General features: G+C 52.7%; 12 protein-coding genes and 2 pseudogenes. 3 read left to right on the top strand and 11 right to left on the bottom strand.

Annotated features, from left to right (window positions below):
* Nucleotides 1-3: 3 nt before the first annotated feature.
* The 6 genes from KTE_RS28915 to KTE_RS47970 form a co-directional block, all read right to left on the bottom strand.
* Nucleotides 4-2,943 carry a type IV secretory system conjugative DNA transfer family protein gene (locus KTE_RS28915; protein WP_236600720.1) on the bottom strand — a complete coding sequence of 980 codons (2,940 nt, stop codon included), beginning with the start codon at nucleotides 2,941-2,943 and terminating at the stop codon, nucleotides 4-6.
* Nucleotides 2,940-5,678: a VirB4 family type IV secretion system protein gene (locus tag KTE_RS28910; RefSeq protein WP_201387559.1), complete on the bottom strand. Its 2,739-nt coding sequence runs from the start codon at nucleotides 5,676-5,678 to the stop codon at nucleotides 2,940-2,942. Before KTE_RS28910 ends, KTE_RS28915 begins: the two co-directional genes overlap by 4 nt.
* A 90-nt stretch (nucleotides 5,679-5,768) precedes the next feature.
* A complete protein-coding gene (locus KTE_RS28905; RefSeq protein WP_236600719.1) occupies nucleotides 5,769-6,131 on the bottom strand; it encodes a PrgI family protein in 363 nt (120 codons plus the stop codon).
* A gap of 51 nt (nucleotides 6,132-6,182) precedes the next feature.
* Nucleotides 6,183-6,572 (bottom strand): hypothetical protein, encoded by a 390-nt coding sequence (locus KTE_RS28900; RefSeq protein ID WP_201387551.1) that lies wholly within the window; start codon nucleotides 6,570-6,572, stop codon nucleotides 6,183-6,185.
* A 27-nt stretch (nucleotides 6,573-6,599) separates the two neighbouring features.
* Complete coding sequence (locus KTE_RS28895; protein ID WP_201387549.1) at nucleotides 6,600-7,298, bottom strand: CHAP domain-containing protein; 699 nt, start codon at nucleotides 7,296-7,298, stop codon at nucleotides 6,600-6,602.
* A 26-nt stretch (nucleotides 7,299-7,324) separates the two neighbouring features.
* The gene (locus tag KTE_RS47970) at nucleotides 7,325-8,533 is read right to left on the bottom strand and encodes a type IV secretion system protein (RefSeq protein WP_236600718.1); all 1,209 of its coding nucleotides are present in this window, start codon (nucleotides 8,531-8,533) and stop codon (nucleotides 7,325-7,327) included.
* 464 nt (nucleotides 8,534-8,997) lie between these two features.
* On the opposite strand from KTE_RS47970, the gene KTE_RS28880 reads away from it, so the two are divergent.
* Nucleotides 8,998-9,780, top strand: coding sequence for a DUF817 domain-containing protein (locus KTE_RS28880; protein WP_201387547.1), 783 nt, complete (start codon nucleotides 8,998-9,000; stop codon nucleotides 9,778-9,780).
* A 656-nt stretch (nucleotides 9,781-10,436) separates the two neighbouring features.
* Here the strand turns inward: KTE_RS28880 and KTE_RS28875 are convergent.
* Nucleotides 10,437-11,563, bottom strand: a pseudogene (locus KTE_RS28875) (IS3 family transposase).
* A 62-nt stretch (nucleotides 11,564-11,625) separates the two neighbouring features.
* Between KTE_RS28875 and KTE_RS28865 the strand changes: the two are divergent.
* Nucleotides 11,626-12,126, top strand: a pseudogene (locus KTE_RS28865) (Tn3 family transposase); the annotation flags it as partial.
* Between the two features lie 668 nt (nucleotides 12,127-12,794).
* On the opposite strand, the gene KTE_RS28860 reads toward KTE_RS28865, so the two are convergent.
* Together KTE_RS28860 and KTE_RS28855 are read right to left on the bottom strand one after the other, a co-directional pair.
* Complete coding sequence (locus KTE_RS28860; RefSeq protein ID WP_201387541.1) at nucleotides 12,795-14,375, bottom strand: hypothetical protein; 1,581 nt, start codon at nucleotides 14,373-14,375, stop codon at nucleotides 12,795-12,797.
* Nucleotides 14,372-14,917 carry a sigma-70 family RNA polymerase sigma factor gene (locus KTE_RS28855; protein WP_201387539.1) on the bottom strand — a complete coding sequence of 182 codons (546 nt, stop codon included), beginning with the start codon at nucleotides 14,915-14,917 and terminating at the stop codon, nucleotides 14,372-14,374. The genes KTE_RS28860 and KTE_RS28855 overlap by 4 nt, the downstream gene beginning before the upstream one ends.
* Nucleotides 14,918-16,288: 1,371 nt before the next feature.
* Here KTE_RS28855 and KTE_RS28850 point away from each other — a divergent pair.
* The gene (locus tag KTE_RS28850; RefSeq protein WP_201387537.1) at nucleotides 16,289-16,783 is read left to right on the top strand and encodes a hypothetical protein; all 495 of its coding nucleotides are present in this window, start codon (nucleotides 16,289-16,291) and stop codon (nucleotides 16,781-16,783) included.
* A gap of 541 nt (nucleotides 16,784-17,324) precedes the next feature.
* Here the strand turns inward: KTE_RS28850 and KTE_RS28845 are convergent.
* Nucleotides 17,325-17,654, bottom strand: a complete 330-nt coding sequence (locus KTE_RS28845; RefSeq protein WP_201387535.1) for a hypothetical protein — start codon at nucleotides 17,652-17,654, stop codon at nucleotides 17,325-17,327.
* A 125-nt stretch (nucleotides 17,655-17,779) separates the two neighbouring features.
* Nucleotides 17,780-18,682, bottom strand: a complete 903-nt coding sequence (locus KTE_RS28840) for a hypothetical protein (RefSeq protein ID WP_201387533.1) — start codon at nucleotides 18,680-18,682, stop codon at nucleotides 17,780-17,782.
* Between the last annotated feature and the right edge of the window lie 13 nt (nucleotides 18,683-18,695).

Genomic DNA, 18,695 nt, shown 5'->3' with positions numbered 1-18,695 from the left:
TTCTCATATGTCAAGAAGCTCGAAAGTGTGGCGTCTTGCCCATGGTTGATCCCTTTTTCCCACTTTTTGGGGAACAGTTGCATTCTCTTTCTCCTCCATCCGAGAGAGGGAAGATATGGGCGTGGTGTTAGGTGGGGGGAATGATGGTGCCACATCTGAGTTGTGTGCTTCCCGAGCAGGGAGGGCTGGCTCTGATTGTGGTGATGGGGAAGCTGTCTGTTCATGAGTTGGAGTACTCTCTTTCTTGCGTGGACGCGCTCCATGACGCGCATTGAGCAGATCAAGAACGGTATCGACCTCATCGACTGGGCGACCATACCGCAATGTGCATTGCTCGCGCAGGTGCTCTGCTACTTTCGTATTTCCGGAAGGTGGCAGATCAAGGGTGAGGGAAAAGAACGGTAACCGTTGCCCGTTGAGCGACCAGCGCGCGTAGCAGGTATAGTCGGGGAGATTGGTCATGTCTTCGGGGCTGAGCAGGTGCCCTAGTTCGTGCCGTAGCAAGTAGGCATCTTCTCCGGCGAGCGTAAAGACAAAGAGATGGTCTGCGTTGGCAAACACGGTTGGACGCAAGGCCCGGTCCACCACATCGAGTTGGGCCAGTGATTGCGTTGCCAGGACCAGGAAGGTGCCCGCTTTACGTAATTCGCTCAAGATTGAGCCGTAATTGACCGGGTAATTCTTCAATTCGTCGACCAGGAGTAAAAAGACGTTGCGCTCTGCTGGCGGGAGGGAGAGTTGCCGTGAGAGCGCCGCTGAAAAGAGACCCAGGATGGACGCTCCAATGAGCGAGGAGACATCCTGGCCTATGTATCCGCTTGCGGTATTGACGAGCAGGATCTGGCTCTGCTCCACCACGCGGCGGAAATCAATGGTTGAGATGGGTTGCCCAAGCAGACGCCGCGAGATCGGCGCGCTGGCATAGGCCGAGATTTTGGTCAGGACGGGCGTCGTGATCTCATCCTGCATTCTGGCATCCAGACGTTCATAATACTGATACCACCAGTCAAGCACATGTACATCCTCCACCAGGTCGAGCACGCGCGCCCGGAAACTCTGTTTGTTGAGTAAGACCGTGAGATCAAGCAGAGTGTATTGTTGCTCCGGACCCTGGTGGGGGTCCGTATGTACGAGTGTCCGGTTGGCCTCTAAAAGCGTCTTCAACGAAAAGCGCATGACATTCTCCACACGTGGTCCCCAGGCCGTGCTCCAGATGCCTTTGAAGGTCGTCAAAAGATGACTGACAATGAGGTCAGCTTCTTCCAGGGAGGCAACCTGCGTGGCATCAAGGGGATTGATCCCAGGAGGAAATCCCTGTTGATGCAGGTCGATAAGAACGACCTCCTCTTCTCGTTCTGGTGGCAGCAACCCCAGAAGATCCTCGATCAAGTCACCGTGCGGCTCGATGACGCAGAGGCCAGGCTGCGGTCGTGGGCAGGTAGAGAGATGCGCCAGTGCCAGGTGATGAAAAAGGGTGCTCTTGCCTTTGCCGGTCCGCCCGATCACGAATTTATGCTTGAGCAGTTCCGAGGGAGGAAAGCGCACCGGCACGCTTCTGCCAGCGTGTGTTGACGTGCCAAGCTGCCACCCGTTCCCGGTCGTGAGCACGTGGGGGGCGAGCAGCGAGCGCTCTTGCCGTTGTTCCACATTGGTCCCTTCACTCAAGTGGTCTCCAGGTGGCAGATGCCAGAGGGTGGCCACTTCTTCTCCGGTCAGAAAGAGCGAGCCCCGTTGGAGACCTTGCCACCAGGTGTCTTCCCGCGTCAGGCGCTGCGCGTGACGTGCGGAGAGCCCGTGGGTGGTGAAGTAGGCTGTTGCGGTGTGAGCATGCCTGTAGGCGGCAACGAGGGTGGCATGCATCTGTTGATGGCGCCGTTGCTGTGCTCGCTTGCGCTGCAACGCTTGCCAGGAGGACGCGAGCCGCGCTCTGATGGTGAGGTTTGCCAGTTGTGCTTGTGGTGCCTGTGCAAGCGATTGCCCTTGATTTGTATCCATCTGGTCCGCCTCTTCGATGAGATAGACACGCAGACGCGCCCGGTAGGCACTTTTGCTGATTTTCTCTGCCACCCGTTTCATATCGTAGTAGCGCGTTTCACCAAACAGACGCTCTCCCAGCCAGTGTATTCCTCTGATGGTTCCCGCGATGAGCGTGATTCCCACCACGAGCCCTATCCCAAGGATGGCTTGCTGGGAAGAGGAGAGATGGGGGAGGGAGCCATGCAGGAGACTGAGCATATCCTCCTGGAGCCACGAGGGGACGAGGTGATGCGCCTGACCATAATTCCAGACGAGCAGGAGCCCTACCACGATGCCCAGGAGTACGAGTTGTTCCCAGCCTGGTGCGTCCCGGCGCAGGCGTGATTGTGCCTCTCGACGTTGCTCTCGCTCTTCTTCAAGTGGGTGTTCGACGGAGAGGCGTTGATACTTGCGCGCCCAGGTCGGCGGCAGCGGAGTGAGCGCCAGTTGGGTAATGGCGCGTATCCCGGCGGGAAGATGCTCAAGCGTGGTGAGCACCCCGAGCAATGGATCGATCCCTTGCTCAGGGGACTTCCCGGGAGACCAGGATCGCAGCGTCTCGTAGGCTTCTCCCCCCGCTCGCAGTTCCATCGCACTTATTGTCTCATGTTCTTGTACGTGGAACGGGTCTTCTTCAGGGGGTACGTGGCGCACGATAGCCTGGGGATAGCGCACCTGGATCTGCCGTGTCGCGGCACGTAAAGCGTCTTCAGATGGGGCGCGTAGCAGAAATTGCACGCTGCGTGCCTGGTGTGCGTTGGCAGGTGTGCTTGCGATTTCCAGAGCGAGCGCGCTTCCTTGCAGCACCAGGGATTGCATGGTGCCTTCCAGGCCGCTGTGTTCTACCAGTGTCATCCCGCGAGCAGGGGTGATGCGGGCGACAAAGGAGAGAGACTTTTGCTGTGTTAATGGCCAGAGGCTCTTCATGCTGTCTTTCCTTCCTTCTGTGTCTGCTGGCGTTGAACTGCCAGTTCTTGTGGATCGGTGGTGATGAGAGCATGCTCTTCGGGTGAGGCATTCATTTCAACCAGCATGCGTTTGGAGCCAACAGAGAGCAAGGCCCGGTTTTGTGGCATGGAGAGGAGCAACTGCTCTTCTTCCTGTGTGAGTCCGAATGCCTCACTGGCTGCCTGAGCGCCAACGCTATCCAGGCGTTTTAAGACTTTGATGAGCGCGTTCTGCGCGATGATGTTGCCGTAGGGGTTGAGAATGAATTGTTCCGGATTCTGGGTGATGGTGACCAGGCTCAGGTAGTGTTTGCGTGCCTCACGTGCCAGGCGTTCCAGAAAGCGCCCCCCTTCCTCATGGGCGATGAGGGACCAGGCCTCATCAATGTAGCACCGCCTGGGGCGTGGATGAAAGAGAGCCTGCGACCAGATGAGTTCCGCGATCAAAAACATGCCGATGGGACGCAGTTCTCGACTGCCCCGTAACTCGCTCACATCAAAGCTGATGAGCGAAGTATCCAAGGAGACACTGGTCTGGCGATTGAAGAGACCAGAGAGGCTACCATGGACGTAGCGCTCCAGCCGATCAGCGAGCCCATAGTCATCCTGGCCAACTACTCCGCTTTTGAGCACATCGTAGAGATCGCGCAAGAAGGGCGCCTGCCGATCATGGGTGCGTGGGTCTGTCGTGATGCCTACCCGCCGGTAGCACTCGTAGAAGGCCCGATCCAGGAAGGCCTTCTCCCGCGCAGAGAGGGTGGTAGGATGAGGGATGTACTCAGCAAGCAGTAGGTCCAGGAAAGCGTGCAACTGCGTCATCTTTTCTGCGAGCCGGTCTCCTCGCCGCTGGGTGGTGACATACCAGTCCATGTCGACGCCACGCGGGAGCACATCAAAGGGATTGATGGCGTGCTCTGACCCTGGTGAGAGACGAAGGACCGTTCCTCCAAACACGTCGACCAGGCGCTCATATTCGCGGGACGGGTCAAGAATGAGGACCTGGGTGTCGGGATGGCGGAAGCGTTGATGTAGCAGCCACAGCTTGACGGCATAGGACTTGCCACTTCCGGTGACTCCTCCCCAAAACTCATGGGGACTTTCCAGCGCCCAGGGATTGAGCAGGACGGGTTCACCACTCGTAGTTACCCCTACAAAGGTGCCATCCTGCATGGCGAACGACTCACTCATGAAGGGGAAGGTACAGGCGGCGACGGTACTGGTCGTTGTGAAGGTACGTCCCAACGTATCCATACAGGTGGGTTGGCATGCGCGGAAAGCCTCAGCATGTTCCAGGGTGGTTGGGTGGGCCACAAAGAGATGCTGATGCAGGATCTGGTGTAGACGGTCGGTTCGCGCGTTAAGAGTGGCGAGGTTGGGCGCACGAACTAACAGGTAGAACCCTATCTCCAGCATGCTTTCTTCTCCAGCTGCCAGCGGCCCAATGAGCGCCGTTACATCGGCCTCAGCGACCTGGAGGGTGGGGTCCTGCTGCCTGCCTCGATGCAGGTTCATGCGCTGGGTGGAGGCGTACTGCTCTTTGCGGAAGAGGAGTCGCTTGACGAATTCGGCATTGTTTTGTGGCGAGAAATGAAAACACAGATCAAAGATCTCATCACAGGCGAGCAGCGGTGAGAGACACCCCTCCACAATCTCGCGTGGAAACCCAACGACGGCGAGCCCTCGCACATATTCCGCGCCAACCTGCAGATAGCGCGAGGTAACACGAACACTTTCTGGGGCCAGCAGGTCTTTGAGGGCCATGAGATCAGCAGGTGCCAGCAAGCGGTCACGGGCTGAGGGCAGGAGCAAGGCCTCTTCCATCTCGACGGTATACGGATCGAACGAGGTCTCTTCCTCCTGGGACGAGGGCGAGAGCGCATCAAGGGCTGGACGCGCGAAGGGTTTGTCGGAGAGGGCAAAGATGCGTTCAGGTAGCGGAAAGCGCAGCGCCTGCTCTCCCTGGAGCGCACCATGCGTCAGATCGGCCAGTTCTTTGCCTGCCAGGCGATGGCTGAGTAACCCCATCGCGGCCAGTTGATGTTGTATGGCCTGAACGCGGGTGGCAAGGATCTGTTGGGCTTCGTCCAGGCGTGCCTGTCGCGCACGCGTTCTGGCTCGACGGCTGAGCAGGCGCCAGAGGGAGCTGTTCCAGGTGCTCTGCGCGTTTTCTTGATCAGCGGTGAGCAGGAGGTAAAAGCGGCGATCAATGAGGGTACGCTCAGCTCCAAGTAGACGCATCGCGCGTTCATGCGAGATGGCGATTTCGGAGGCTTCTCCTTGCCAGAGGGCCTCGTGAGCATGAAGCTCTTCCACATAGGTGGAGAGATCCATACGCTGAGAACGAATGAGGATTTGGATGGGAAAGCGCAGCGAACGCAAGAGCGAACGAAAGGCCAGCATCATCGTCGAGCGCTCCTGGGGGGACTTGAGCGTGTAGTTGGTGGCTCGAATCTCAAGGGCTGCCAGATAGTCACGTTCCCGCGGTCCCTCTGAGAGGGGAGCCCGATTGACCTGTACATCCTGAACAATGTGATCGAGCAAGACAAATTGCTGCTGCACGCTCCCATGTTTCCGCTTCCGTCGATGCCGGCGACGAGTACGAGGTGGACGTTGCGCGCGCGCGCGTTCTGAGCGAATCGTTCCCATCTGGGAACGCTCCTGCTGTGCTGTGAGGTACGATGTTTCGTTGGTGAGCTGCTCATCCTGCACGGTCATGACCATCCCTCCTGTTCGTGCTCACGCTGTCCCTGTGCCTGCTGCCGTGTGTGGGCTCTTTTTCGTGCGTGAAGACGACGCTGCTCGGTCTCATCCCATTTGGCGCTGCGCCAGACAGAGGTCACCGGAGCCAGGCGCGCGCATCCAGACCACGACCCAGAGTTCAAGCGAGCGATCGGCAATCTGGAGGAAGGTGAAGGCGAGTGTCACCAGAATGAGTGGAAGCACGACCAGCAACGCGAGCATCTGGCTCCAGAGCAGATCCTGCCCCCAGGCCATGGCCCAGGTCAGCACCTGGAGCCAGGTGGCATAGGCCACGCTTGCGCCCGTGATGAGGAGAAGAAGCTGACGTGCGGTGAGCCCAAAGAGCAGCTTATCAGGCTCGTTTATGTGCGTGGGCACGGTGTAGGTCTGGCGTCTAGTGGATACCTCTGTCGTGTGGGTCGATGTCATCGCAAAAAACTCCTTTCATTTGGAAAGAGCTGGGCGTGTCTCTTCACCCAATCAGGGGGCGGCGTTATTGATGATGGACGAGATGGCCGTTGCAAGCAACACGAGGGCCAGCCCTCCCAGCGCGCGGTAGAGCGCGGCCTTCGCGTGATCCTGGGATCGCTCATGAGGAAACATCAGGCCAATGGCTCCCCACGCAAAGAAGAAGAGGGCGACAGCATAGGCCACGGGTTTGATGCCGTTGTCATAGAGATTTTTGAAAAACTGTGTGATAGTCGAGGCGTCCCCTCCTCCTCCCCCAGCGGCTGCTATGGCGAGTGGGAAGAGGGGATGGGGAATGGGATGGTCAGCGAGCCAGCCCACAAGGTGAAGCGCAGGCAGTCCTTCCAGGACCCGCACCACGGTGGCAGCGAGCGCCGGGTGCCAGTAAATCATGGTAATCATTGTTATTCTCTCCTTTTCGTTCTTTCTTTAGGAAAGGGTCAGGGGGTGGAGGTAGCCCACCACCTCAAAGGCATTCCAGTACCCGTTCTGAGTATTGACTGATCCATCCGGGTTGAGCGGAAGCGTTTGAACCGGGAACTCGCCATTGGCCTGGGCAAAGGTGATGGCGGTATGGTGAGGGGCAACGCCAAGGACAATGCTCACATGGCCATAGACCCCTCCATTCCAGGCCATGATATCGCCAGGTTGTGGGAGGTTCCCACGCGCAGGGAGGCGCTGCCAGCCAGGTTGGGAGGCAAAGTGCTCCCAGTACTGATTGGCATTCTGCTCCTGGACGGGGAGTGGCTGGACATAGGCATAGGCGGCGATGACGAACACCACGCACTGAAAGTTATCCGAACTCCAGGAGGCACACCCGGGACAGTGCGCGTTGGCCCACACGACGATCTCAGGCGGGAAACCCGCGTCATAGTAGTGGTCAGCGCCACTGCCCTGGCAATCGGTAGGAAGGCGAGCGGGCGTGCAGTGCAGGTGAGCCGCCATCTTGAGCGCCCATTGCACCACGTCGCCACGTTTGCCCGAGTCCGAGGTATCGATGGTTGAGAGACCTGGATATGCTGTCTGAGGGGCTCCCTGAGCTTGTGCGTCCATTGCCACGGTCATGCTTGTGCCAAACATTCCAAACACAACAAGGACCAGGCCGCCAAGAAGAAGGAACTTGAGCATCCTTTCTCTCCTACCTTTCCCTTCGCTTAGAGGGCCGCGATAGCTCGAATGGCCATCGACTCGACCTGGGTCGTGACCTGTGATTGGACGGAGTCGGCTTGCTGTTGCGCCTGCAAGATCGGACGCAGGGCATAGTTCTGGATCATGGAGGGCAGACGTGGGACCAGGTAGAACACGGCTCCACTCAGAAGAAGCGCCACAATTTGCTGGATGATGGTGTCGAGTCCTGCGACGGGGCCTGTGCTGATCTGGATGCTGGTGCTATAGCTGACCAGGAGCACTCCCAGGCTGAGTGCGGTGATCTGGAGAAATTGGATCATGACGGTGGAGACAAAGGCGGAGAGCCAGATCTGGCCCCAGCGCTGGGTTTGCGGCAGCGCCAGGCAGAGCAGGCCCAGTGGAGAGAGGGCAGTGAGCAAGGCGACCACGGCAAGACGGACCAGCATTTGCCAGGCGAGCCAGACCATGTGCCAGAAGAGGAAGATCACAAACCAGACGCGCAAGAGGAAGCCGATGGCGACCTGGTCGGGTGTTTGCCCCACGAAGTTAATCATCAGGGAAAGGGTGTCCTTGAGAAAAGAGTGAAGAAATAGCTCGTCGACACCCAGGCAGAGGGCATTATTGAAGTCAATAATGAGCCGACACACATACAGGCTGATGTGAGCGGCAAGAAAGGCCACGCAGAGCCGGGGAAGGGCTTCGTGCAGGGAGGGCATGGGAACGCCGATACTTCGCCCAATGAGCACATTGTAGGCCAGGAAGCCGACAAGGACCACCACGGCGGTATCCAGAAAGCCCAACTCCCAGCTCACCATCTGCTGAATCTGGCTGTTGTCATAGGTAGCGAGCGCGGGTGTCTGGGACAGGAAATTGAAGGGATTCTGCATAAAGAGTTCGATGATGGGGCGCACGATATTCCAGATCTGCTCGGTCAGGTTGGCCAGAAACTCATTGCTGTAGCAGGCCACATCCCCGATGCCACAGGCAAAGGTTTGTTGCTGAGAGGATGGGCTGAAAGGCATGTCCGTGTTTTCGCCTCCACCTGCCTGGGTGACGGGAGGAGCAGAAAGCGAGGTCCCCTGAACGGCGGGAGATGCCCCATAGGGAGCAGGAGGATGAACAGTGAGCAGTATCCCCGCTATCACAAGCAGAACAATCCCTCCCCATCTTGTGAGTATGACATACGGTCTTCTTGTCATGAGTGAGAGTAAGGCGCGAGTAAACAGGTGAGACATCGAGTAGCTCCTTCTTCGGTATTGATCTCTCTGTGTCAGGGGTAAGTGTACTCAACGAGGATATGAAATGGGAAGAGGAAAACCACCCAATGTTGGGCGAAGTCCTTCCCAGTTTCGGGCGAAGTGAGGAAGCAGCAGTATCGAGCAACACCATACTTTGAGATAGACGGCTACTGTTTGGGGTGTAGTCCTACTTCCTGTGCAATTGCTCAGGGAAGCAATGCTCTTCTCTTGATACTTCAGTAACGACACTTCAACCAATCACCTGAGTACAGCCTAGAAGGTCTCGGGTGTTGCAATACTATTGCATCTCTTTCACACGAGTACCGTTGATCTGGTGTCTAACCACTCGCGTTTTCTCCGCGTGAGCTCTACACTTCTTTTAGTTCTGCCTGCGGTTCTCAACAGAGTCATGCATCACATCCTCATCATCGTGTAGCAAAAAATAAAGGAGATAGCATCCATTGAAAATCGTGCATTTTCTTTTTCACTTCACTACACAAGAAGCGCTCTCATGTATGTTTCCTGCTGTCATCTTCCTCTCACTGGCGCTCTCAAAACACTTTGCGTTACCACATCGTTATGATATTCTCTTGGGCGTTTGTCTGGGAACGCAATGGATCATGTACCGTAGCGGGCTGGAGACGAAAGACGAGATCAAAGTGATCGCCGTCTTTCACCTCGTGGGACTCCTCCTGGAACTCTACAAAGTTCATATGGGTTCGTGGGCATATCCAGAGGACGCATGGACAAAGGTGGGCGGTGTTCCACTCTATAGCGGCTTTATGTATGCCAGTGTTGCAAGCTATATCTGTCAGGCCTGGCATCGTCTGCATCTGGAGATGGTGCGCTGGCCATCGCTATACTGGATCGTTCCGTTGGGAGTGCTGATCTACCTGAACTTTTTTACGCACCACTTCATTCCTGACCTGCGCTGGCCGCTAGTTGTTCTCCTGGCGTGCGTTTTCTGGCGGACAGGCGTTCTCTATTCAGTCGATCACCAGTCCTATCGCATGCCGCTTATCGCGGCATTTTTTTTGATAGGCTTTTTTATCTGGATTGCAGAGAACATTGCAACCTTCTTCGGCGCATGGGCTTATCCTGACCAGGTACAGATGTGGCGTATTGTCTCGCCTGAGAAGATTAGCTCATGGTTTCTGCTCGTCATCATAAGCATCTTGATTGTGGCACAACTCAAAGGAGGGAGAAAGGGCAAACAGAAACGCGTGCGAAATGCAAGAGTCTAGGGGTTCGCAACGAGATGTACCTCTGATTGAAGTGGCACTTGAACGTCCTTCATTGTCGTTGTGCTTCCTGTGAAGAAGTGACATTCCCCTCTATCGTCAACAAGCAAGTGCTGTAAGCCACCGCAAAGCGGAGAGTTTGCCTATTTCCGCTGGCAATATACTCATTTGATTTCTGCCCAGCCAAAGTATGTGTAGAGCGGAGAGTTTGCCCACTTCCATTGGCAGAACGCTAAGTTGGTGGTGATTTGGAGTAAGCGATTGTAGAGCAAAGAGGTTATTCACTTCCGCTGGCAACATAATAAGCTGACCGGTAGATAAACAAAGCTGTCACAGCGACGAAAATTGCCATACTTCCGAGGGAACCTGTGCGAGTTCTAATCCACAAAGATGTAGCCCGATCAGCCGCCCCTACTTGTCATAGTCACATTGCTTTAGAGCTGCTTCTTATCTATACTTACCATAGATAAATACGAAGGAAATACGAAGGAAAGAAAAAGATGCAACCGTCGGATACCCCAAGCTTTCAAAATGAGACTTTCGTCGCAACATTTTGTGGACCCCTTTGTCAAGACACAAACAGAAGGGATTCGAAGGTGTCTCTGTGTTGGGTTCCAGAGGAACATGGCCTTGTGTTTTTCAGTCATGTTCCTCATGTTTTACTTGAAGTACAGCTCTGCTGGAGTACGATACTCCAACGATTGATGAAGACGACGCTCGTTATAGAATTGCAAGTATTCCGTTAAACTGCGACGTGCCTCCCGAGGGCTCCTGTAATCTTTGATATAGACCTCTTCGTACTTAATAGTTCTCCACAAGCGTTCTGTGAATATATTGTCAAGTGCTCTTCCTCTTCCGTCCATACTGATGCGCACATCATGAGCCTTGAGCAAGTCAAGATAGGGTGTGCTCGTAAATTGGCTTCCCTGGTCACTGTTGCAAATGACGGGTTTGGCATGAGCGAGTGCCCGTTGCATGGCCTCGAGCACAAAGGCTACCTGCATGCTCTGATCAAGTTCCCAGGCGAGCACATATCGCGAATACCAATCCAAAATTGCGACGAGATAGAGCCAGCCTTGCCTTAGCCGAATGTACGTAATGTCTAACCCCCAGATATGGTTGGGGTAACTTGCAGTGATATTGGCAAGCAAGTACGGATAGATTGCAGCCTGATGAGCACGTTTTGAGAGATTGGGACCAGGATAGACCGCGACCAACCCCATCTCATGCATATGCCGGATGACTGCTTTGCGATTGACCTGCATTCCTTCTCGCTTGAGTTGCTCCGTGATTCGGCGTGATCCATAGTAGGGATGGTCAGTATACATCTGATCAATCCGATGCTTGAGCGCAATTTCTTCGGCTGAAGGCAGAACTGGCTGATAATACAGGCTGCTTCGATTGAGTCCCAATAATTGAGCTTGTACGCTTAAGGAAAGGTTCGCCTTGCTCCAGTCTATCAGCCTGACTCGCTCATCGCGAGTCAAGCAGGTGGCCACATTTTTTTTTGATCCAGGCCAGTTGTGTACTCAACGCGCCCAATCTCGGCATATAATTCCTCACGTTCTTTTTCCCAGGCCGCTTCTTTGGCGGCCTGATCTGTTGCTGCCTGGTCATTGAAGGATCCTGGCAGAGCTGCGAGCGCTTGATCTCGCCATCGGGAAATGACATTGGCATGCGTTCCATATTCCGAAGCGATTTGTGAGAGTGTTTTCTCCTCTCGCAAAATCTCCCTCACCACTTTCATTTTGAACTCAGTTGTGTACGTTTTTCTTATGACCGACATGGTTCCTCCTTCCACCTTCAGCCACCTCAACATTTTGTCTTAATTATGGGATCCATTATACTGTTCACGCTTCGACACTTATCCAATCCCTCCAACGAGGAGGACGGCCAACAACGCTTGCACGTGCCATTTCGGAAGTTGGTCGGATTGCCAAGACGCTCTATTTACTCAACTATATTGATGACGAAGGCTATCGCCGACGTATTCAAAACCAATTAAATCGCGGAGAGGGACGGCACAGTGTGGCTCGACATGTGTTTCATGGACAGCGAGGGGAGCTTCGTCAACGGTATCGCCAGGGCCAGGAAGATCAGTTGGGTGCGCTTGGGCTTGTGGTCAACATGATCGTTCTCTGGAACACCTGGTATATCCAGGACGTGTTGGACGAGCTACGCAACAGCGGACAAGAGGTTCGATCAGAGGATGTGGAACGACTTGCTCCGCTTCGCTTTCAGCATATCAATGTTCATGGTACCTATCATTTCGTGCTTCCTGAGAGTGTTGCTCAAGGTCACCGTCGCCCTCTTCGTCCCCTGACGTCTTCTTCTGAAGAGCTTTTCTAAAATTCTTTGTGAGAAGTATGGATCTTTTGGGCTATTTTCCTATTCCAACTTTCTGTTCCAACTGTAGGCAAACCCCTATATTCGCCAAGGCGCGCCTCTCTTGAATACAGAAGCACGGGATCAGGACATTCTTGCGCGCATGTCGAACCATGCTTCTCTTGACTTTCTGGCAGCTCCCTTTGAAGCTCTCGTTGAGGCTGAGTTCTTTCGTCCTCATTCTATCGAGGCCTTTATCCACAAATGGTATTCTTGACATCTCCATTCTCGCCCCATTAGTACCCGGATAGCATCTGTCCGGGTACCTTTTTGTCCCGCGCCTATTTTCTCGCTTGCCAGGTCCCCACTTGTGCCCATACGGGCTCCATCGGGTCCCAATAGGGGGTCATAACATTTTTACCCAGCAAAATTCCCGCTAAGCATAGAGAGAAATAGCAGACAATAGCGCTATTTTCATGGAGAAGCTGCATTCGATCGAGGCCCGTGAGCAGCCAGCAAAGCAGAAAGACGACTCTTCATCCTACCATCTGAGATGAGAGCCAACTTTCACGGCTGATTGAGAGGTCATGATGCGTATTTTACCCCTGCTGTACTAAATGTCATCTGCTTAGCGGGAATTTTGCTGGGTAAAAATGTTATGACCCCAAATTCCGGCACCTGTCGTAACCCCTTCACCCCTGCTTTAGGCGGTGGTGCAACGTCGTTTGGATGTGCTGATCATGATATGCTGCCCACTTTCTGCCACGTCTTACCTCCATCGATTGTATGGTAGAATTCTCGGCCCCCCGCTCTGCTTGGATCATGACAAATCCCCTCTGGGTGGAGAGGAAGCTAAAGCCCTGTATGATGCTTAAAGTCGTCGTATTATGTCTCTGAAAAGTGGCTTGAGTTTGCTGCCAGCGACCATTGATCAGTGAGAAGATGGTGATAGCTTCTATCTGAGACGGAATTTGGCTTACCTGGTATTGGACAATATGTTGGCTATCAGGGAGGACTTGTTGTTGGGGGATCTCTACAGGAGGGATGATTAAGCCCTTGTAGGGAAGTGCATTCCCGCTTCTCTGCCAGGATGTGCCCCCATCGTGGGTCACATATAAGTAATAGTGTAAGTTCACGTCCACATCACTATATTCCGCATAGAGATACCCTTCTTGCGTGTTGAAAAACGTGAGATTGAGAAAGGCATTTGGTTTGATACCTGCCAGCGTGGCACTGAGTAATTGTCGTTGCCACGTACGTCCACCATCATGAGTCACATAGAGGTACCCAGTATGTTGCGAGAGAGACGCACCTTTTTTCAATGTAACTGTCTCACTTGTGATCCACCCCGTGTGTTCATCCAAGAACTGCACCTGCTCAATCCTTCCTGCAATTGGAAGTGGACCGATCTTTTGCCAGGATTTTCCTCCATCATTGGTATGGAGCAAAAATTGCTGGAGCCCTTTATCAGCATCGCTATTATATGCTCCTGTTCTGACATCACCGAGATTGATGACGAAAGGGGATTCCACAAGTAGGAGCCACCCATGGTTCTGATCGGTAAACGTCATAAAATCCAGGGGTACTGATGCATAAGGCCAATTGAAACGTTGCCATGTTCTTCCCCCATCAAGCGTACGGTAGAGTGCTGCGTATCTTTCTCCATCATATCTCGTGATGAGCCAAGCCGTTAGCTTGTCGCGTACATAGAGTGACCATGAGTATTCTTTCTGAGGAGAGAGGTTCGGCGTGACTTGTTGCCAGTGTTTCCCTCCATCAGTTGTACGCTCCACTGATGCATACCCTTCTTTTGTCTGGAGATGGTGATCCATCATCCATCCCACCTGCTCATCAAGCATAGTGAATGTTTGGCTAAAACCAAGCCATATCCCGGATGTTCCTTTTGCTTGTGAGACCGTTGTCATCGTTCTCTGCTTGAGGAAAGAAATGGTGACGAGAAATGTCCCGGTTAAGAGGCAGACGATGAGAATGGCTGCAATCGCATTTAGTGGGCGTAGCCAGGTCTTCCCTTTGGTGGAGAGGGCTGTTGACCGTTTGTGCAAGTCTCTGCGTACTGGTGTCTTTTCGGGTTTGGGTGAAAGGGTGCTGGACCCCGAGAACGCTTCTTGGCGCATTGTGTACCAGCGCGTTCGGAGGCGATCCAGTGCCTGCTCATCTTGAGGCATCGTGCGATGAATGTCCTGTACGTGTGCAATAAGTTCTACATTATCTGCTTCTTCTGGAAGAAAATCTTGATACTCGTGCTTGTTCATGACCTCTCTTCTTTCTCCACTAGGGAATGAGCATACATTATTCTCAGAGAGCAAATGGTGCGCGAAAGCAGTTTGCGGATCGCCTGGTCACTTTTCTGGAGGAGGGTCGCGATCTCCAAGGTCGGTAATCCATACCCATAGCGTAGAAGCAAGAGTCGCTGTTGCAAAAGGGGCAATCGCTGAATATAGAGCCATAATTGCGCCTGCTCTTCGTTACGTAAAACTATCTGCTCGGGATGAGGGCTATCTGGAATGATATCAGTGAGGTGGTCAAGTGCGAGAATAGGATGGCGCTGGAGATGGCGATAGCGTTCCATCAATTTGTTATGAGCCACTCGCCTCAGCCAAGCAAGCTGCCTTGGTCCCTCCCACGTGATAATATCAATACTCTCTAACGCCGTGATAAATGTTTCCAGGGTGAGATCTTCAGCATCCTCGAGTGAAATGGTATACGAACGCAAGTATGCAAAGATGAGCGAGTTATATCGATCAAAGAGTTGGTCATGATCTATCGGAGAAGTATTTTTATCTTGGTGCGGCATACAACTCTCCTTATAGCAGCAGGCGCTTTTCGTCACAGAGAGCGCTGCTCTGTGCAAGTTCATCTATATAGAGATGCCGAAACGCGAAAAATGTGACATCCAAGAAAGACATACTGGGGGGCCCGGCATTTTTCCCCTATGTTTTCGGCTCTCCCGCACTTTGCGTGATAATCTCGGGGTCATAACATTTTTACCCAGCAAAATTCCCGCTAAGCATAGAGAGAAATAGCAGACAATAGCGCTATTTTCATGGAGAAGCTGCATTCGATCGAGGCCCGTGAGCAGCCAGCGAAGCAGAAAGACGACTCTTCATCCTACCATCTGAGATGAGAGCCAACCTTCACGACTGATTGAGAGGTCATGATGCGTATTTTACCCCTATTGTACTAAATGTCATCTGCTTAGCGGGAATTTTGCTGGGTAAAAATGTTATGACCCCAATAGGGCTCCGCTTAGTGAGTAGGGATAGGTAGGACCTTGCGGCCTTTCCCCCCCTCCAAACGCAGCATGCGACTTTTACCGCACTGCGCTTTCCAGTTGGGTCCAAGTACTCGCGAAGAGCAGATTCATGGAAATCCATGGGAAGGCGCACCAAGAGGTCAAGCCTCTCGTCATCTGCATTCCTTCCTTTATCCGTTTATTTCGTTTTCTCAGGACTTACCCTGGCGGACCTTCACCGTGTCCATCCCATTACAGGAAGGCATTTGGCTACTACGCCGCCTCCGTCCGCTCTTCCACCCGCTAGCATTCTCGCGGCTCTTACGAGCAACTGGTGGTATGAGCGTTCCCTGATGCGCCCATCGAGGAGTGATAGCAATCCGTAGCTGCCTGCTTTACGCCGGGCGGGCAATGGAGTAGTGCCCATCGGACTAGGAAGCCAATGAGCCAGCCGCCTTGCCATTTTGGCTAGAGGGTAACAGCCATTTTCCCTCGACGGCGCGTAACGACATTTACGCAGGTTCCTTACGTCAGCATAGATTACAGGGGTAGCCCGATGGCTCCTTTGGCTAGACCCATCTGGTACATTGTCAGCGGGCTTCCTACCCTCAGCAGTGCCACTGCTGAACGCAGGCCGCTTACCCCTCGTACCACTACTTAAGTACGGCTCTTATGAGCAACTCCTCGATAAGCGAACAGGCGCACTCCTAGCCCTACCTCTGCTAATGCACATTTTCGTCAAGATCCTAGTCCTGTCTCAGTGTGATCCCCACGCCTGGCGAGAGATGGAAAAGCGCATAAAGCAAATGTAGAGTATACTAGAGGCATTCACACAGAAGCACCAGGAACGAGCAATGGTAGCACAAGCCCGCCCTGGTGTGAGATCGGAAAAGAGCAAAGCTCTTGCTTACATGATAACAGAAGGGAGGCAAGATGGAAGATTTGACGTTGATGCTTCGCTCGGCTATACCTGTGGATGATGTAGATATACTGATGCTTAGTCCTGGCGATGGTATCGCTGTTATATGGCTGAATCTTTCCGAGAGGCCAGATGTTAAAACGCTCTTGGATCGCCACTCAGAAGAGGGCGGCTATGCCATATGCACATGGTTTTATGGGAATCTTGGCAAGCATAACATGCTGGTAGGGTTACGTGTAGAGATGCGTGAGCCTACTAGGAGCGTGTTTCACCTGGCATTTAAAGTTAAAGACCACCAGGAGCCACTATCACTCATCGCGCAAGCTGGTAAGCTCTGGTGTGTGTCTGGTCCCCCACCGGCACACTTGGTGGGAACTATGGAAATGACCGTACATGATTTTGTTCAGAAGGTTGTCAACTACTCTGGCCAGGGCATGATGATTGAGTTACAGCCTCATCTCATTGCTGAATTACAGCAGCACCTTGACGAATGGAAACGGATTAAGTAAGCAAACACCAGAGCGCCCCTCCATCTGGAGGGGCGCATCTTTTTGTCGCATAGCATGACCTGCCCGGCTTTTTACGGAGTGAGGGGACAATCTCTGTTCACGCTAGCACAGACCAAAGGTCTAGCATTCCACTCCTAAGCCGGGTAAGCCTTCTCCATGCATAACATGGACAAACATACTCGCATTCTATGCTTGAGTGTCAAGGTGAACAAAACACGTTAAAGATGCCCTAAATACCCGCTACCTTGCGGCTCATGACAGCTAACGTAGCGTGATTTTTTCGTTCCATTAATCCCACGTGAGCTCAAATTCACCATCACACTGCCCCTGGTGACACGAATGGTAAATGCCCGACGAAGTGAGCAGATCTGGCCCGCAAACGTGAAACGTTGCCCTCAATCTTGAGCACTGGGACAAACTTTCCTGGACAAAGCCGCTCCCCATCTGGTTTCTTTCACTGAAATTTTGTAAAACAGTGGAACGAAAATGTACGCTAAGCTACAAGGGGAATAACTACACCCACACCACACAAAGAGCCTAGTCAAACGCCAGGCTCTTTACTTTTTGCCATAGAGGGCATCTGGTTCACAATCTCACGCAAACGCTTTTGCTCCTCTGGAGATTTGGGAGCGAGCAAGCTTGCAATACCCATCACAATCACACGTAACACATATATGCTTCCCAAGAAAAATGCAGCCACAAACAAAAGAGCCGCAACCACAATCGAGATGATAATGATAATTGGATTAGGGATATAGATATCGGTAAAGTGCAGGGTAAAGCCAAAGGTCTGGGCAATACCCAGAACACTTGATACAAAAACGATCACGCTTATACCAATAGCCACAATACGCTTGATTAACTCTTTCACGGACCTCTCCTTGTCACCCTAAAACATTGTTTAACAAGTTAAACGCACCATCACATGGCTTATCAAGCAAAACAACGCTTTGGCTTAGTGTACACTTTAGTTCTATTGTTCCTCAGAGGCCAAAACTAGATCTTCAGAAGCTTATCCAGGCATGCATCGATTGTTGTGCTTATGATATGCACTGCTTCTTCAGTTTCAGCAAACTGACTATCAAAAGATAATTCGAGAGCGCTTTTTATCGGTGTCCAATATGGTGCAATAATATCTCGATAAAATGTACTACTTTCTGGGGTATTATTAGGTACACGAAGAGGATAAGCAGGAGGAATTGGAGCTAAGAAGCCAGCATGACGAGTAAGTGGTTCAAAAATGAAACGGTAGGCAATAGAAAGCATATCACTCTTACGTACAGAAAGTGGAGCGTGGGAAACACCACGAATCTGTAATTGTCCCAGAGCTTGGTCGAGAAGCTCCGCTAATAAGGAACCATATTCAATAAAAAAAGGAATAGTTTGTCCTTGCTCGTCGTGCAAGCTGATTCGCTCTCCGAAAAATATATTTTTCTGTCGCGCAACTGCATACTCATCATGTACTTGTCCGCTTACTGTAAACAGATCGTGGGAGTAGGGGTCGGTAGAACGGGAATTAATGTACCCACGACGCTGCCAGGTTTGATGATAAAGCCGGCAATGATAAAGTTCTTCAAAGAGGGTAGATAACTGTTCGAGCTGCCCCTCTAGAGTCTCTGACCTACCAAAGAAGACTTTGCGAATAAAAACCTTGCTTGCAACAGCGTTTCCTTGCTCAACCGGAACTGCAACACCGGTTGGGAGATGAGGTCCGGGTTGATAGGGTTTTCCCACCCATAATTGGACCTCTAAGGGTAGAACATTATCAGCAATAATGCGAACTTCTCTCAAACTATCTCCAGGATCAATTATTACGGCAAGTTTATGTAATAGCTCTGCAAAATATGCCTTTTGATCAGCAGATACTTCAACACCCCAATGAATAGGTATATTTATCATTTCCAACACTCTT

Source organism: Ktedonobacter sp. SOSP1-85 (assembly GCF_016587415.1).
Taxonomy (GTDB): Bacteria; Chloroflexota; Ktedonobacteria; order Ktedonobacterales; family Ktedonobacteraceae; genus Ktedonobacter.
This window is presented reverse-complemented; position numbering and strand designations above follow the sequence as displayed.

What these genes read in the sequence shown, in the direction of transcription:
- KTE_RS28915 (WP_236600720.1), bottom strand. Translation starts at nt 2,943, where the DNA reads ATGAAGAGCCTCTGGCCATTAACACAGCAAAAGTCTCTCTCCTTTGTC.
- KTE_RS28910 (WP_201387559.1), bottom strand. Translation starts at nt 5,678, where the DNA reads ATGACCGTGCAGGATGAGCAGCTCACCAACGAAACATCGTACCTCACA.
- KTE_RS28905 (WP_236600719.1), bottom strand. Translation starts at nt 6,131, where the DNA reads ATGACATCGACCCACACGACAGAGGTATCCACTAGACGCCAGACCTAC.
- KTE_RS28900 (WP_201387551.1), bottom strand. Translation starts at nt 6,572, where the DNA reads ATGATTACCATGATTTACTGGCACCCGGCGCTCGCTGCCACCGTGGTG.
- KTE_RS28895 (WP_201387549.1), bottom strand. Translation starts at nt 7,298, where the DNA reads ATGCTCAAGTTCCTTCTTCTTGGCGGCCTGGTCCTTGTTGTGTTTGGA.
- KTE_RS47970 (WP_236600718.1), bottom strand. Translation starts at nt 8,533, where the DNA reads ATGTCTCACCTGTTTACTCGCGCCTTACTCTCACTCATGACAAGAAGA.
- KTE_RS28860 (WP_201387541.1), bottom strand. Translation starts at nt 14,375, where the DNA reads ATGAACAAGCACGAGTATCAAGATTTTCTTCCAGAAGAAGCAGATAAT.
- KTE_RS28855 (WP_201387539.1), bottom strand. Translation starts at nt 14,917, where the DNA reads ATGCCGCACCAAGATAAAAATACTTCTCCGATAGATCATGACCAACTC.
- KTE_RS28850 (WP_201387537.1), top strand. Translation starts at nt 16,289, where the DNA reads ATGGAAGATTTGACGTTGATGCTTCGCTCGGCTATACCTGTGGATGAT.
- KTE_RS28840 (WP_201387533.1), bottom strand. Translation starts at nt 18,682, where the DNA reads ATGATAAATATACCTATTCATTGGGGTGTTGAAGTATCTGCTGATCAA.